Raw genomic sequence first — 14,166 nt, forward strand, 5'->3', positions numbered from 1 at the left:
ACGATGGACACCATCGACGCGCGGATCTCCACCGCGCGCCGCGAGTCGTTCTGGCTGGACACCCCTGCCCGGCCGGCGGCGCGTGCCGCCCTCGACGGCGACACGTCGACCGAACTTGCAGTTGTCGGAGGCGGATTCAGCGGTCTGTGGGCTGCGGTGCTCGCCAAGGAAGCTGACCCGGATCGGGAGGTGTTGCTGCTCGAAGGCGGTCGCATCGCCTGGGCGGCGTCCGGCCGCAACGGTGGTTTCTGCGCAGCCAGTCTCACCCACGGCAGGGACAACGGCCTGAGCCGCTTCGGTGCGGCCGCCCAGGACGAGCTGGACCGGCTCGGTATGGCGAACCTCGACCAGATCGAGGAGACCGTGCGGCGTTACGGCATCGACTGCGACTTCGAGCGCACCGGTGAGATCGACGTCGCCACGGAGTCCTACCAGCTCGTGGAGGAGGTGACCGAGCCCGGCAGTGTGCTGCTGGACCGGCAGGCGGTGCGGGCCGAGCTCGACTCGCCGACCTTCCTCGGCGGGGTCTGGGATCGGCGCGGGGTCGCGCTGGTGGACCCGGCGAAGCTGGCCTGGGGTCTGGCGGCAGTGGCCGAGCGCCTCGGTGTGCGCATCGTCGAGCACACCCCGGTGCGCGAACTGCGCCGCCACGACCACGAGATCGAGTTGCGCACCGACCATGGGGTGGTGCACGCGCAGCGGGTTGCGTTGGGCACCAACATCTTTCCGTCCCTGCTGCGCCGGCTGCGGCTCTTCTGCGTGCCGGTCTACGACCACGTGCTGATGACCGAGCCGCTCACCGACGAGCAGCTGGCGTCCATCGGCTGGCAGCACCGGCAGGGCTTCGGCGACAGCGCCAACCAGTTCCACTACTACCGGCTGAGCGCGGACAACCGCATCCTGTGGGGTGGGTATGACGCGGTCTATCACTACGGCCGGCAACTCGACGCCGCCCACGACGACCGCCCGGAGACCTTCCGCAAGCTCGCCGAACACTTCGACGCGACGTTCCCTCAGCTGGCGGGCATCGGCTTCAGTCATCGCTGGGGCGGCGCGATCGACACCTGCACCCGCTTCTGTGCGTTCTTCGGCTCGGCATACGACCACCGCGTGGCATATGCGCTCGGCTACACCGGTCTCGGCCTCGGCGCGACGCGCTTCGGCGCGCAGGTGATGCTCGACCTGCTCGATGGTCGCGACACCGAACGCACCCGCACTCCGCTGGTGCAGACCAAGCCACTGCCGTTCCCACCGGAACCGTTGGCATCCATCGGGATTCAGACCACCCGCTGGTCGCTCGCCCGCGCCGATGAGAACGCCGGCAAGCGCAACCTGTGGCTGCGCAGCCTGGACCGGCTCGGACTGGGCTTCGACTCGTAGGGTGGTCGAGCAGCGGGGGGAGGGTATCGAGGCCACCCAGGTGGCGCGCCGCGACGGTTGACGGTTGAAACGGCCGGTGACGGTGCAGCAGCGGCGTCACCGGTGATTTCGACCGTCAGCGGTGGGTTGCGCCTCGATACGGGCTCGCCGAGCGTGATGGAACCACGGTGTCGATGGGCAGGATCGGATCCCGGTAGGGAGCGCGCGCTGCAGCAGTGCCAGCCGGGCGTCATACGTCGGGCATTGGCGAACGGGCGAAGGCAGGTAGCTGAACGCACGGGTTCACACCAGGCGCGAGATCTCCCCGGCGACATTGCTACGCGCGGCGACCGTCCAGGCAGCGCGCGCGTACGCCGTGCGATAGACCTCCGGACGTTCCACGAGGTCGCGCAGGATTGCGCTGCGCGCTTCGGCGTATGACGCGGCCGGCACGTGCGCATACTCCGCCCGCACCTGCGCGCAGTATTCGTCGAAGCGCTCGTGCGGAGCGGCCAGGATCGCCAGGTCGGCGTCGCTGAAGACAGCCGCAACGTCGCCGGACAGCTGCGTGCCGTGGTCGATCGTCAGCAGGATCAACTGCTCCACCAACTCCACCTCGGCTGCACCGACACCCAGGGAGATCAACAGGTTTCGGGCGAGCTGCGCGCTCGCGCGTTCGCTGTCGCCAGGGTCGGTGCGCACGTCATACACCGCGTCGTGCAGCCAGGCGGCCACCCGTGCGATGCGCCGCTCCCGCGGCCCCAGGCCGATGCTGGCGGCGAGCGTGTCGGTCGCCGCCAGCATCTCGATCAGGTGCTGACGGGTGTGGTAGCGCCGGGGCGGCTCGTCCCAGCGGGCGAGCAGTTCGACCCCCGAGGATCGGGCGGAATCCGGATCACCCCGAGGCGCGAGCGCGGCAACGTCCCCCACCCAGGAGGCGAGGAGCGCGTCGTCGGTCGTCAGCTCAGTCGTCACGCTTGCCGTAGCGGTCCGCGAGCCGTGGGTCGGTGAGCCACCACGGCTGGTCAGCCACGGTCTCCGGCTGGTCGGCATGGCATCCTTCGGGTGCGGTCGTCGCGGCGGGTGTGCGTGCTGCCTCTGCCCGGTCCAGCTCGGCGTCTGTGGCGCGAGCCTCCGCGGCGTCGCTGTGCAGCCATTCGACGAAGACGGCCGCCAGCATCGGTACGCCGATCCCCTCGGCCACCGCGAGCAGCGCGCCGCCCGCGTACTTCTGGTCCATGTAGTGGCTCAGGCCGCTACGGAGGGGATCGGCGGCGGCTGAGAATCCCGGGAAATGTGGGAAGAGAGTCGTATTCGCGACCATCACCAGGATGCCGGGCACGGCGTCGGCGATGCCGTCGAAGAACGCCAGGAACGTCCGGACGGCTGGTGTCGCCCATCCGGGCAGCAGGTCTTCCGCCAGCGTCGGCAGTACGAAGATCAATCCGACGATCAGCAGCTGCAGGATCAACAGCGTGCCGACGAGTTCAGACTCAATTGCCCGCTGACCATATCCGGTGAAGAAAACCGCCAGGATCCCGCCGATGTCGAGCACGGAACTCACCGCGGGGAAGATGAGTAGCCGCACGATCCGGGAGCGGACGACGCGATGCAGGACGGTGTCGGTGGATCCCGTGGCGGCTGCGAGCAGGCGCAACGGATCACCAACAGCCAGACCCATCGGAGTTACGGTGCCGATGATCGCCACCTGCGCCGCGAACATCCACAAGAACGTCTGCCGGTAGACACCGACGACGCCGCAGGTGACGTAGAGCAGCGTGCCGACTCCGAGGACGACGTACGAAGCGATCCGCCACCACGGCCACTGCACGCCGCGTCGCCACGCGGCCACCAGCAGCCAGACGTAGGGGACCAGCAGCAGCACGCTGAGCACGACCCCCACGGCGTCGAAGCGCCATGAGGTGAGCCAAGTCCAGGAGCTGAGCGGTCCGGGCGCGAGGTCGGTCACTCGAGAATTATCCCCGAGACCCGGCGACGTCGACCGTGGGCAGGACCTCGTCCTCTCCGTTCGGCGGCAGGATCTCGTGGGACTCCTCGTGCACGTACCGGCTGCCCCGCATCAGGCTGGCGATCGCGGCGACGATCATCATGATCGCTGCGGCAGTGAACACGACGACCAGACCGTCGTGGAACGGCCCGGACAGCAGGTGCGGGAAGAACTCCTTGCCGGTCAGGGTCTGTGCGTTGCCGGCCGGGATCTTGGCGAGCACGCCGGTCGGGCCGAGCAGGCTCTCGATCGGGTTGAAGCCGAGGAACGCGGCGAACATCGACCCGACCGGAGGCAGCCCGGCGATTTGGTCCGCGACCGCGGCGGGCACATGCTGACCCATCAGGCCCGTGCGCATCGCGTCCGGGAGGTTCCTGGCCAGGCCGGCGATCATCAGCGAGAAGAAGATGCCGATGGACAGGGACGTGCCGGAGTTGAAGAACGTCGCGCGCATCCCGGACGCCGCGCCGCGCTGGTCTGCGGGGACGGAGTTCATGATCGCCGTGGTGTTGGGAGCGGAGAACATGCCCGAACCGATGCCGTTGATGAACAGCAGCACGGCGAACATCCAGTAGTGGAAGTTGACTGGGATCAGCATCAGCCCCACGAAAGTCGCTGCGGTCAGCAGCAATCCGCCGCTCGCGAAGGCGCGTGCTCCGAACCGGTCGGAGAGGAATCCCGACACAGGCCCGGCAATCAGGAAGCCGATCGTCAGCGGCAGCAAGAAGATGCCCGCCCACAGTGGGGTGTCCTCGTACCTATACCCGTGCAGCGGGAGCCAGATGCCCTGCAGCCAGATGATCAGCATGAACTGCATGCCGCCACGGCCGATGGAGGCCAGCAAGCCGGCGAAGTTGCCGGCGCTGAACGCCTTGATCTTGAACAGCTTCATCGAGAACATCGGGTCCGGCACCTTGGTCTCAATGACGCAGAAGGCCGCCAGCACCAGCACGCCGCCGATGAGACCGGCCAGCACCCACGGGTTGGTCCAGCCCATCGAGTGCCCGCCGTACGGCTGGATGCCGTAGGTGATCGCGACGAGCAGTGCGGTCACGCCGACCGCGAAGGTGATGTTGCCAGGTATATCGAGGCGCCCGCCCCGTTTCGTGCCGAGCTCGTGCAATGACTTATAAGCCCACACCGTTCCGGCCAGCCCGATCGGCACGCTCACCCAGAAGACCGCGCGCCAGTGCCACTGGGAAAGCACGCCACCGAGGATCAGCCCGATGAACGACCCGCCGATTGCGGACACCATGTTGATGCCGAGCGCCATACCGCGCTGAGTGCTCGGGAAGGCGTCGGTCAGGATCGCCGCCGAGTTGGCCATCAGCATGGCGCCACCGATGCCCTGGATGATGCGCATTACGATGATCCACAACGCGCCGTTGCCCCCTGTGGCGGGATCGAGCGACAGCAGGATCGAGCCGACCGTGAAGACGACGAAGCCCAGGTTGTAGATCTTGACCCGGCCGAACATGTCCCCGAGGCGTCCGAGTGCCACGACGAGCACCGCGGAGACGACCAGGTAGCCCATCAGCGTCCACAACAGGTAGCTGATGTTGCCGGCACCGAGCGGGTTCAGGTGGATGCCACGGAAGATCGCCGGCAGCGAGATGATGACGATTGAGGAGTTGATCGTGGCCATGAGCACGCCGAGCGTCGTGTTGGACAGCGCAACCCACTTGTAGCGGGGGTGGTCCGCTTCGTAGCGGCGGCGTTTGCCGCGTGGCCTGCGGGTCTTCAGTTCGGGCTGGGGTGCTTCGGTCATCGTCGGTTCGTGCGCCTTCGGGCTACGGGTATGTCGGGACGGTCGTCAGGCGGCATACCAGATCATTAACTTAGGTAACGAATAATATAGTACGGCCATGAAGACGCCAGGCGGGCGGACTCCTGGGCGAGGGGCGGGAGTCCGCTGTCGGAGTGCCGTAACCCTCGACGGTCGAGGCTTGCGTATGGCGCGTGCTGCGTGGCGCCTCGTCTAACCTTGGCCGGGTGACGACTTCTCTGCGGGTTGCGGTGATCGGCGCCTCCGGGCGGATGGGCAGCACCACGTGCGCCGCGGTGGAGGGCGCGAGCGACCTCGTGCTCACCGGCCGGTATGACGCGGGCGACGAGCTCGGTGACCTGGGCGGCGCCCAGGTCGCGGTCGACTTCACCGTGCCGGACGCGTCGCCGGGCAACGTCCGGCACTGCATCCAGCACGGGGTCCATGCGGTCGTCGGGACGACCGGCTGGACGACCGAACGGCTTGCCGCAGTGGAGTCGCTGCTGGCCGCTCACCCCGCGGTGGGGGTGCTGATCGCACCGAACTTCGCGGTCGGAGCGCTGCTGATGATGTCGTTCGCCCAGCAGGCGGCGCGCTTCTACGAGTCGGTCGAGATCGTCGAAACCCACCACCCCGGCAAAGTCGATGCGCCCTCCGGCACGGCGGCGCGCACCGCCGAGCTCATTGCCCGGGCCCGCCTCGACGCCGGCCTGGGGGCGGTGCCCGATGCCACGACCAGCGACCCGCGCGGTGCCCGCGGCGCCGACGTCGACGGCATCCGGGTGCACGCCCAACGGCTCCGCGGCCGCGTCGCGCACCAGGAGGTGTCGTTCGGCGGCGAGGGAGAGGCGCTGACGATCCGGCACGACTCCTTCGACCGGGTCAGCTTCATGCCGGGTGTGCTCGCCGGCGTCCGCGCGGTGCCGGAGCATGCGGGGCTGACCGTCGGTCTGGAGCACTTCCTCGGCCTCGTATGACAGTGCCCGCTGGGTGTGCTTGGCTGGTCCGGTGGCTACGAAACCGCTGACGCTCACCATCATTCGCAACGAAGTGGACAGTGGGCCCGGCCGGCTGCTGGCGTGGGCCGAACTCGCCGGGGTGACCGTCGACCTGCGCAAGGCCGATGACGGTGACGAGATCCCTTCATCCGCAACCGAACTCGACGCACTCATCATGCTCGGCGGCGGATTCCTGCCCGACGCCGATGACGGGAGGCCGTGGCTTGCGGCGGAGCGCGCCCTCGCACTGGACTGCCTGGACGCAGGGGTGCCGATGCTCGGGATCTGCCTCGGCGCGCAGTTGCTCGCGCACGTCGGCGGTGGCCGGGTGGAGCCCGACTACGGCACGCCCGAGAAGGGTGTCACCACCCTGACGCCGCAGCCCGCGGGGGCGAATGACCCCCTGTTCGCTGCGTTTTCGGCGCCGGTTGTGGGCATCGAGAGCCACCGCGACCAGATCACGCGCCTGCCCGAGGGTGCACCGCTGCTGATGTCCAGCATGCACTGCCGCAACCAGTCGTTCAGGCTCGGTGACGTGGCCTGGGCGACGCAGTGGCACCCGGAGTGCAGCGCCGAGCGGGTGGCCGGCTGGGACGAGGACTACCTGCGCCGGCTCGGCCTGGACCCGGCCGAGGTGAAGCAGACCGCCCGCGACCACGACGACGAGCTGGAACGGACCTGGCGCGCGTTCTTCGAGCGATTCGTCGCCGTCGCCCAGGCTCGCTCGGAGCCGCGCTGAGCGCGAACACCCCTTCAGTCAACGAGTTTCGCGCGCAGCCTGTCCAACTGCAGATCGGTCCAGCCGACCGATCGCAGCCAGCCGGCAACCGACCCATAGTCGGCGTCGATCGCGTCCAGCACGCGGGTGATCGTCTCCGGCCGCGAGTGGTGCGCAGTGATGGGGACGTCGCGCAACGTGTCGGCATACCCCGGCAGACCGATCAGCCGCCGCACGATCCGCTCGGCTCGCTCGGTGCTCGCGACGTAGTCGGCGACGATCTCCTCGCGGGGGACCCCTGCGACCGACAGCGCCATCGCGGAGATGGTGCCGGTGCGGTCCTTACCGGCGGCACAGTGCACGACCGTCGCGCCCGCACTCGTCGCGATGACGTCGAGCGCCGCCGCCACCGAGTCGGGGCGCCGCACCAGGTAGCCGAGGTAGTGGCCGGCCTGGGCGTCCTCGTGCCGCGCCGGTTCCACGGGCTCCGCGGACTTGTGCCACGGCAGCACGAGCGCGTCGCGCGCGTCGATCTCCTTGTCATCCGGGAAGAGTGAGTGGTGGTGATGGGTGATCGACTCGACCTGACGCAGCGGACCCGGGCCGGTGATCCGCAGTTCCACGTCGGTGCGCAGGTCGACGATGTCGGTCACCTCGTGATCCTGCACGAGGACCTGTATGTCGTGGGGCGTCAGATCCTGCAGGTTGTCCGACCGCAGCAGCCGGTGGGGCTGCACCGTGCGGCCGTCGGTGGTCGGCAGGCCCGCGAGGTCGCGCATGTTCACGACGCCGTCGAGCTCGATCCAGGTCGGCTGAGTGGTCACGCACCCACGGTATGCCGTGGGCCGGCGCCGGCCACGCGCAGGCAGGGGCTCTCAGGACGCGGTGTCGGTGCGGTCGGTCACGGCGGCGGTGAGCCGGACCTCGCGGGTGGTCCGGCCGTCGGCGGCGATGACCCGGTCTCGCCAGGCGCCGTCCGGTTGCAGACCGGCCGAGGTGAGGAAGGCGCGAGTGGGCTCGTCCTGGTTCAGTGTCCACGCGGTGACCGTCGCGAAATCGCCCGCCTGCAAGGTGTCGACGGCAGCATTGAGCAGCCGCGAGCCGTTGCCGTGCCCGCGATGCGCCGGTGAGACGCCGAGCGCGTAGATCTCGCCCACGGTGGCGTCGGTCTCGTCGGTCGCCGGCCCGATCGCGGCGAATCCGACGACGGTCTCGCCTTCGGTCGCGACCAGCAGCCGGTGGCGCGGCGTCGGCGGCGACTGCAACGACTCGCGCCAGGCCGGCTCGAACGCGGCTTGCGTGAAGGCGTCGCGCACCGCCGGATCGACCAGGTCGCCATACGCCCGGCGCCATACCTGCGCCTGCACGCGCGCAACCGCCGGCACGTCGGTTGCTCGTGCGGTGCGGACCCCGGTGTCACTCATGGGGTCAGTTTCCCATCCCGCCGCCGGGGCCGCCCGGGGTGGCCGGGTGCGGGAATGCGCCCGCATCGTGCGAAGCTTGCATCGGATATGAGCCTGCTGAAACCGTCCGTGCATCACCGCCGTCCGCAGTTCCATCCGCTGCCGGTCGTCGGGCTGGAACGGCTGACCGACCGCGCAGTCGCGGTGACGTTCGGCATACCGGACGAGTTGCGCGAGATTTTCGCGTTCCAGCCGGGTCAGCACCTGACGCTGCGCGCCGAGCTGGACGGTGCCGACGTGCGTCGCTCCTATTCGATCTGCATGTCGCGGGCGCAAGCGGCCGCCACCGGCCGGCTGCGGATCGCGTCGAACGAGGTCGAGGGCGGCGCCATGTCGACCCGGCTCAATCACGTTGTCGCAGTGGGGGATCGGATCGAGGTGCTGGCGCCTCTCGGCGACTTCGTCTGCCCCACCAACCCCGCGGAGAAGCGGCACATCGTCGCGGTCGCCGCCGGCTCCGGCATCACCCCGGTGATCTCGGTGGTGCGTTCGGTGCTGGAGGACGAGCCCGGCTCGCGGGTGACACTGGTCTTCGGCAACCGCACGCCCGCGAGCACGATGTTCGCCGCCGAACTGGCGGAACTTGCGCAGCTGTACGGCGATCGCTTCGACCTCGTCGAGGTCTTCTCGCGCGTGGCCGTGGACGACCCGATGCGAGCCGGCCGGATCGACGGCGACCGTCTCGAGCGCATCGTCGAAGCGGTCTCGGCGCCGATTGCTGACGTGGACGAGTGGTTTCTGTGCGGTCCGATCGACATGGTGCACAACGTCCGGGACACGCTCCCGTCGCACGGAATTGACCCCGCGCGCATCCACCACGAGGAGTTCTTCCAGTAGCGCTGCGGGTGAAGGCGCGCTTCCGCCCTCCTGCCTGACTGAGAGGACCCATATGCATTGAGAGGACCCGAAATCCGGGCGCGTTATGGGTCCTGTCAATGCACGAGGGGTCCTCTCGATCAGTGGCGCGGGCCGGTTGTGCGGAACGCGTCACTCGGCACATCAGTCGAAAAGCGTGACGCCGGAGTCGGTTTCGAAGAACGCCCGCACCAGCGGACGGTGCGCGGGGATGATCGGCAGCCGCGCCGCCTCCTGCGCCATGAACCAGCGCGACTCGCTCACCTCGTCGGACACGCCCGCGGTGCCACCGACCACGTGTGCCCGGAAGCACACGCCGAACGGGGTGCGCCGGCGACCGTCCGGGTGGACGATCACGATGTCCGGCCGGCTGTATGCCGCCAGCACCGAGTCGACGGCAACCTCCAGCCCGGTCTCCTCGTGCGCCTCGCGGACCGCACTCTGCGACCAGGTCTCGCCGATCTCGGCGGCGCCGCCGGGCAGGCACCATAGCCCGTTGTCCTGCCGCCGGGTCAGCAGCAGCCGCTCGCCGTCGCCGATCGCACACGTCACGCCGGCCTTGATCTGCGTGGCCGACGCCGCCGCGACTCCGGGTCCGACCTCCACCTGGGTGCGCGGGTTGCGCCGTTCGTAGGTGACAACGGTCCAGCCGTCGTGTGGCTTGCGGGACGCCTCACGCCATACCGGCGAATCAGTGAACGGCCAGCCCGGGAAGACCGTGTCGCCCTCGGGATCGAGCGGGATCTCCGAGAGCACCATCCGGTCCGCGTATGACGCGAAAAGCTCCCACACCTGAGCGCCGCCGGTGACGAAGAAATCCTCGTCGTCGGCGAGGAGGAGCGCCTCGTCGACCGAGTGGGCCACCTCGACGCCGTCGGCCGACCACGAAAGATCGCGGGTGAGCACGATGTGCCGGCGGCCCGGCAGCAGCCCGTGCGACTCGAAGGTGTGCCGGCCCATGACCATCGGGTGACCCATGGTGGCGGCCTTGAATCCCTTCTGCTCGCCCGGGATTCGCCACGGCATACGCCCGTCGCGGCCGACCACGCCGTTGCGCGCGACCGCGGCGATGAAGGTGATCGTCATGCGTCGGCGCTCATACCGCGATCGGGGCTTTGATCGAGGGCGCCGCGACATACCCGTCGAGCGCGATGTCCGGCAGCTCGAACCCGTCGATCTCGCGGACCTGCGGGTTGAGCCGCAGGGTCGGCAGCGGACCTGGTTCGCGCGTCAACTGCAGCCGCGCCTGATCGAGATGGTTGAGATAGAGGTGCGCGTCACCGAGGGTGTGCACGAAGTCGCCCGGCACCAGGTCGGTCACCTGCGCGACCATGGCGGTGAGCAGCGCATAGGACGCGATGTTGAACGGCACCCCGAGGAAGACGTCGGCCGACCGCTGATAGAGCTGACACGAGAGGGTCCGTCGCCCGTCCGCGGAAGGCGCGCCGACGTAGAACTGGAACATGGTGTGGCACGGCGGCAGCGCCATCCGGTCGACGTCGGCGACGTTCCACGCCGAGACGATGTGCCGCCGGGAGTCCGGGTTGGTGCGCAGGCCCTCGATGACCTGGGCGAGTTGATCGACGGTGCGCCCGTCCGGGGTCGGCCAGGACCGCCATTGATGCCCGTAAATGGGTCCGAGGTCGCCGTTCACGTCGGCCCACTCGTCCCAGATCGAGATACCGCGCTCGTGCAACCAGGCGACGTTGGTGTCGCCGCGCAGGAACCACAGCAACTCGCCGAAGATCGAGCGCAGGTGCAGTTTCTTGGTGGTCAGCACCGGGAAACCCTCGGCCAGGTCGAAGCGCAGCTGGTGCCCGAAGACCGACAGCGTGCCGGTGCCGGTGCGGTCGTCCTTGCGGGTGCCGTCGGAGATGACCCGGTCGAGCAGGTCGAGGTACTGCTTCACAGGTCCAGACGCTATCAGCGCGAGCGCCTGCGGTGCCCGGTGCACGAGCGTCGCGACATACAACATGGACGGTCGTTACAAAATGTGATCCAGATCACATTTAACAGATGTAACGCTTTCCCCGGCCACCCGATGTAACCGTTGATCGCGTCGTCACCCGGACCCCCGAGCGGGTGACGACGCGATCTTTCATTTCCGCGCGAGCCACCGGATTCGCGGCACCCGGAAGGCCTCCCCACCACTGCGCCACCGCCGACTAGCCTGGGGCGTATGACGAACCCCTTCGGACGGCTGCTGACGGCCATGGTGACTCCCATGCACGAGGACGGGTCACTCGACCTGGATGGAGCACAGCGGCTCGCGGACCATCTCGTCCGGCACGGTCACGACGGCATCCTGGTCAACGGCACGACCGGCGAGTCCGCCACCACGACGGACGAGGAGAACGTTGCCGTCGTGCGCGCGGTCGTCGAAGCGGTCGGGGACAAGGTCCCGGTGATGGCGGGGGTGGGCACCAACGACACCGCGCACTCGATGGCTGCGGCACAGGCGATGGTCGCCGCCGGCGCCACGAACGCGCTCGTCGTCACGCCCTACTACAACAAGCCCCCGCAGGCCGGCATCATCGAGCACGTTCGGGCCATCGCCGCTGCGGCGGACGTGCCGGTGATGCTCTACGACATCCCGGGACGCACCGGCACCGCGCTCGCACCCGATACGCTGCTGCGGCTCGCGGAGATACCCCAGGTCAGGGCGGTCAAGGACGCCAAGGCCGATCTCTACACCTCCAGCAAGGTCATGGCGCAGACCGACCTGCTGTGGTTCTCCGGCGACGACGTGCTCGCCCTGCCGTGGCTGTCCATCGGTGCGGTCGGCCACGTCGCCGTCACCGGACACGTCGCCGGCGACCAGTTCGCTGCGATGATCCAGGCGGTGGATGCCGGGGAGCTGGCGACCGCCCGCGCCATACATCGGCGTCTCATCCCGGTGATGGACGCCATCATGACGATCACCCAAGGAGCCATCATGGCCAAGGCCGCCCTGAAGCAGCTGGGCATCATCGAGTCCGACTTCTGCCGGCTGCCGCTGCTGCCCGCGACTGCGGAGCAACACGACATCCTGCGCCGCGCGCTCGACGAATCGAACATCACGGCATGAGCGAGCGCAGCGAGCGACCAGAAGACTCAGGGCGAATGCGCACCCTGTCGGGACCCCCGCGAAGTATCGGAGCGACGAAGGAGCGGAGAACTTCGTGGGGTCGGGCGAAGGAGGGGTGTGCATGAGCCACCCGCACCCCGAACTGGAGTTGCCCGGCCCCTTGCCGAAGGGCGGCGTGCGCGTCGTGCCGCTCGGCGGCCTCGGCGAGGTCGGCCGCAACATGACGGTCGTGGAGTATGCCGGCCGGCTGCTCGTCGTCGACTGCGGTGTCCTCTTCCCCGAGGACCACCCCGGCGTCGACCTGATCCTGCCGGACTTCGAATACATCTCCGGCCGGCTCGACGACATCGACGCGATCGTGCTCACCCACGGGCATGAGGATCACATCGGCGCCGTGCCCTACCTGCTGCGCCTGAAGCCGGACATCCCGCTGATCGGGTCGACGCTGACGCTCGCCCTCGTCGAGGCCAAGCTGAAGGAACACCGGATCACGCCATACACGCTGACCGTGAAGGAGGGCGGGAACGAGAAGCTCGGTGTCTTCGACTGCGACTTCCTCGCGGTCAATCACTCCATCCCGGACGCGCTCGCGGTCTTCATCCGCACGGGTGGTGGCAATCTGCTGATCACCGGCGACTTCAAGATGGACCAGCTCCCGCTGGACGGCCGCATCACCGACCTGCGCGCGTTCGCGAAGGCGGGGGAGGAGGGTGTCGATCTCTTCCTGACCGACTCCACCAACGCTGAGGTGCCCGGGTTCACGACGCCGGAGCGCAACATCACCCCCGCCATCGAGCGGGTCTTCGACAAGGCCGAACGCCGGATCATCGTCGCGTGCTTCTCCTCGCACGTGCACCGCGTGCAGCAGGTGCTCGACGCGGCGCAGGCGCATGGGCGCAAGGTCGCGTTCGTCGGCCGGTCGATGCTGCGCAACATGGGCATCGCGTCCGACCTCGGCTATCTGCACGTGCCCGACGGCGTGCTGGTCGACCTGAAGAAGATCGACAAGTTCGCCGACGACCAGATCGTGCTGGTCTCGACCGGTTCGCAGGGTGAGCCGATGGCGGCCCTGTCCCGGATGGCGAACGGCGATCACAACACCATCGACATCGGACCGGGTGACACCGTGCTGATGGCGTCCTCGCTCATCCCGGGCAACGAGAATGCCGTCTACCGGGTGATCAACGGCCTGATGCGGCGCGGCGCCAGCGTCATACACAAGGGGAACGCGCTGGTGCACGTCTCCGGGCACGCCAGCGCCGGCGAACTGCTCTACGTCTACAACATCGTGCGGCCGCGCAATGTGATGCCGATCCACGGCGAATGGCGGCACCTGGTCGCCAACGGCGAGCTCGCCGAGGCGACGGGAGTGCCGGCCGAGCGCGTCATCCTCGCCGAGGACGGCGTCGTCGTTGACCTGGTCGACGGGCGCGCTCGGATCGTCGGCGCCGTGCCCTGCGGTTATGTGTATGTCGACGGCTCCCTCGTCGGCACCACCGATGAGACGATGCTCAAGGATCGCCGGATCCTGCGCGACGAGGGCTTCGTCACGATCATCGTGGTGCGGGACGCCGACACCGGGAAGATCGCGGCCGGCCCGGAGATCCAGACGCGAGGATTCGCGGAGGAGGACGACGTCTTCGACAAGGTGCGGCCCAAGCTGGAGGCGGCGCTGGAGGAGGCTCGCGCGAAGGGCATCAGCGACACCTACCAGTTGCAGCAGGTCATCCGTCGCGCCGTCGGCGGTTATGTCGGCGGCAAGCTCCGGCGCCGGCCGATGATCATCCCGATCGTCATCGACGCCTGAGCGTTCCCGGCTCCCGTTTCTTCGCCGAGCGGGGTACATCTGCACCGAGCGGGGTACAAGCACGGACGCTCCTGGGCTCGGGTTCTACCCCGCTCGGCAGATAAGTACCCCGCTCGGTGGGTTTGG

General features: G+C 68.5%; 13 protein-coding genes. 6 read left to right on the forward strand and 7 right to left on the reverse strand.

Going from position 1 to position 14,166, the window contains the following annotated elements:
• Positions 1-3 precede the first annotated feature (3 nt).
• The gene (locus EFY87_RS11960; RefSeq protein ID WP_123271701.1) at positions 4-1,380 is read left to right on the forward strand and encodes an NAD(P)/FAD-dependent oxidoreductase; all 1,377 of its coding nucleotides are present in this window, start codon (positions 4-6) and stop codon (positions 1,378-1,380) included.
• Positions 1,381-1,662: 282 nt separating this feature from the next.
• Here the strand turns inward: EFY87_RS11960 and EFY87_RS11965 are convergent, their stop codons facing one another.
• From EFY87_RS11965 to EFY87_RS11975, 3 genes are read right to left on the reverse strand one after another with little or no spacing between them, the layout of a single operon-like run.
• Positions 1,663-2,334: an HD domain-containing protein gene (locus EFY87_RS11965; protein ID WP_158607612.1), complete on the reverse strand. Its 672-nt coding sequence runs from the start codon at positions 2,332-2,334 to the stop codon at positions 1,663-1,665.
• Positions 2,324-3,328 (reverse strand): cytochrome c oxidase assembly protein, encoded by a 1,005-nt coding sequence (locus EFY87_RS11970; RefSeq protein ID WP_123271703.1) that lies wholly within the window; start codon positions 3,326-3,328, stop codon positions 2,324-2,326. Before EFY87_RS11970 ends, EFY87_RS11965 begins: the two co-directional genes overlap by 11 nt.
• Positions 3,329-3,335: 7 nt before the next feature.
• Positions 3,336-5,135 (reverse strand): MFS transporter, encoded by a 1,800-nt coding sequence (locus tag EFY87_RS11975; RefSeq protein ID WP_123271704.1) that lies wholly within the window; start codon positions 5,133-5,135, stop codon positions 3,336-3,338.
• Positions 5,136-5,359: 224 nt separating this feature from the next.
• On the opposite strand from EFY87_RS11975, the gene dapB reads away from it, so the two are divergent.
• The gene (dapB, locus tag EFY87_RS11980) at positions 5,360-6,109 is read left to right on the forward strand and encodes a 4-hydroxy-tetrahydrodipicolinate reductase (protein WP_123271705.1); all 750 of its coding nucleotides are present in this window, start codon (positions 5,360-5,362) and stop codon (positions 6,107-6,109) included.
• A gap of 31 nt (positions 6,110-6,140) precedes the next feature.
• A complete protein-coding gene (locus EFY87_RS11985) occupies positions 6,141-6,869 on the forward strand; it encodes a type 1 glutamine amidotransferase (RefSeq protein ID WP_158607613.1) in 729 nt (242 codons plus the stop codon).
• A 14-nt stretch (positions 6,870-6,883) separates the two neighbouring features.
• Here the strand turns inward: EFY87_RS11985 and EFY87_RS11990 are convergent, their stop codons facing one another.
• On the reverse strand, positions 6,884-7,672 hold the full coding sequence (locus tag EFY87_RS11990; RefSeq protein WP_245988607.1) for a tyrosine-protein phosphatase: 789 nt from the start codon (positions 7,670-7,672) through the stop codon (positions 6,884-6,886).
• 51 nt (positions 7,673-7,723) lie between these two features.
• Complete coding sequence (locus EFY87_RS11995) at positions 7,724-8,272, reverse strand: GNAT family N-acetyltransferase (protein WP_123271707.1); 549 nt, start codon at positions 8,270-8,272, stop codon at positions 7,724-7,726.
• Positions 8,273-8,359: 87 nt separating this feature from the next.
• Here EFY87_RS11995 and EFY87_RS12000 point away from each other — a divergent pair, with 87 nt between their 5' ends.
• Positions 8,360-9,148, forward strand: a complete 789-nt coding sequence (locus EFY87_RS12000; protein ID WP_158607614.1) for an FAD-binding oxidoreductase — start codon at positions 8,360-8,362, stop codon at positions 9,146-9,148.
• A 162-nt stretch (positions 9,149-9,310) separates the two neighbouring features.
• On the opposite strand, the gene EFY87_RS12005 is transcribed toward EFY87_RS12000, so the two are convergent.
• Both EFY87_RS12005 and EFY87_RS12010 read right to left on the reverse strand, forming a co-directional pair.
• Entirely contained in the window at positions 9,311-10,252 is a 942-nt protein-coding gene (locus tag EFY87_RS12005; RefSeq protein WP_123271709.1) for a dihydrofolate reductase, read from the reverse strand.
• Between the two features lie 10 nt (positions 10,253-10,262).
• Positions 10,263-11,075 (reverse strand): thymidylate synthase, encoded by an 813-nt coding sequence (locus EFY87_RS12010; RefSeq protein WP_245988610.1) that lies wholly within the window; start codon positions 11,073-11,075, stop codon positions 10,263-10,265.
• A gap of 270 nt (positions 11,076-11,345) precedes the next feature.
• Here EFY87_RS12010 and dapA point away from each other — a divergent pair, with 270 nt between their 5' ends.
• Together dapA and EFY87_RS12020 are read left to right on the forward strand one after the other, a co-directional pair.
• The gene (gene dapA / locus EFY87_RS12015; protein ID WP_123271711.1) at positions 11,346-12,233 is read left to right on the forward strand and encodes a 4-hydroxy-tetrahydrodipicolinate synthase; all 888 of its coding nucleotides are present in this window, start codon (positions 11,346-11,348) and stop codon (positions 12,231-12,233) included.
• A gap of 121 nt (positions 12,234-12,354) precedes the next feature.
• The gene (locus tag EFY87_RS12020; protein WP_123271712.1) at positions 12,355-14,040 is read left to right on the forward strand and encodes a ribonuclease J; all 1,686 of its coding nucleotides are present in this window, start codon (positions 12,355-12,357) and stop codon (positions 14,038-14,040) included.
• Positions 14,041-14,166: the final 126 nt, after the last annotated feature.

Source organism: Flexivirga caeni (assembly GCF_003724155.1).
GTDB lineage: Bacteria > Actinomycetota > Actinomycetes > Actinomycetales > Dermatophilaceae > Flexivirga > Flexivirga caeni.

Excerpts from the sequence above, each read along its gene's own strand:
- EFY87_RS11960 (WP_123271701.1), top strand. The coding sequence starts at position 4 with ATGGACACCATCGACGCGCGGATCTCCACCGCGCGCCGCGAGTCGTTC.
- dapA (WP_123271711.1), top strand. The coding sequence starts at position 11,346 with ATGACGAACCCCTTCGGACGGCTGCTGACGGCCATGGTGACTCCCATG.
- EFY87_RS12020 (WP_123271712.1), top strand. The coding sequence starts at position 12,355 with ATGAGCCACCCGCACCCCGAACTGGAGTTGCCCGGCCCCTTGCCGAAG.
- EFY87_RS11995 (WP_123271707.1), bottom strand. The coding sequence starts at position 8,272 with ATGAGTGACACCGGGGTCCGCACCGCACGAGCAACCGACGTGCCGGCG.
- EFY87_RS12005 (WP_123271709.1), bottom strand. The coding sequence starts at position 10,252 with ATGACGATCACCTTCATCGCCGCGGTCGCGCGCAACGGCGTGGTCGGC.
- EFY87_RS11975 (WP_123271704.1), bottom strand. The coding sequence starts at position 5,135 with ATGACCGAAGCACCCCAGCCCGAACTGAAGACCCGCAGGCCACGCGGC.
- EFY87_RS12000 (WP_158607614.1), top strand. The coding sequence starts at position 8,360 with ATGAGCCTGCTGAAACCGTCCGTGCATCACCGCCGTCCGCAGTTCCAT.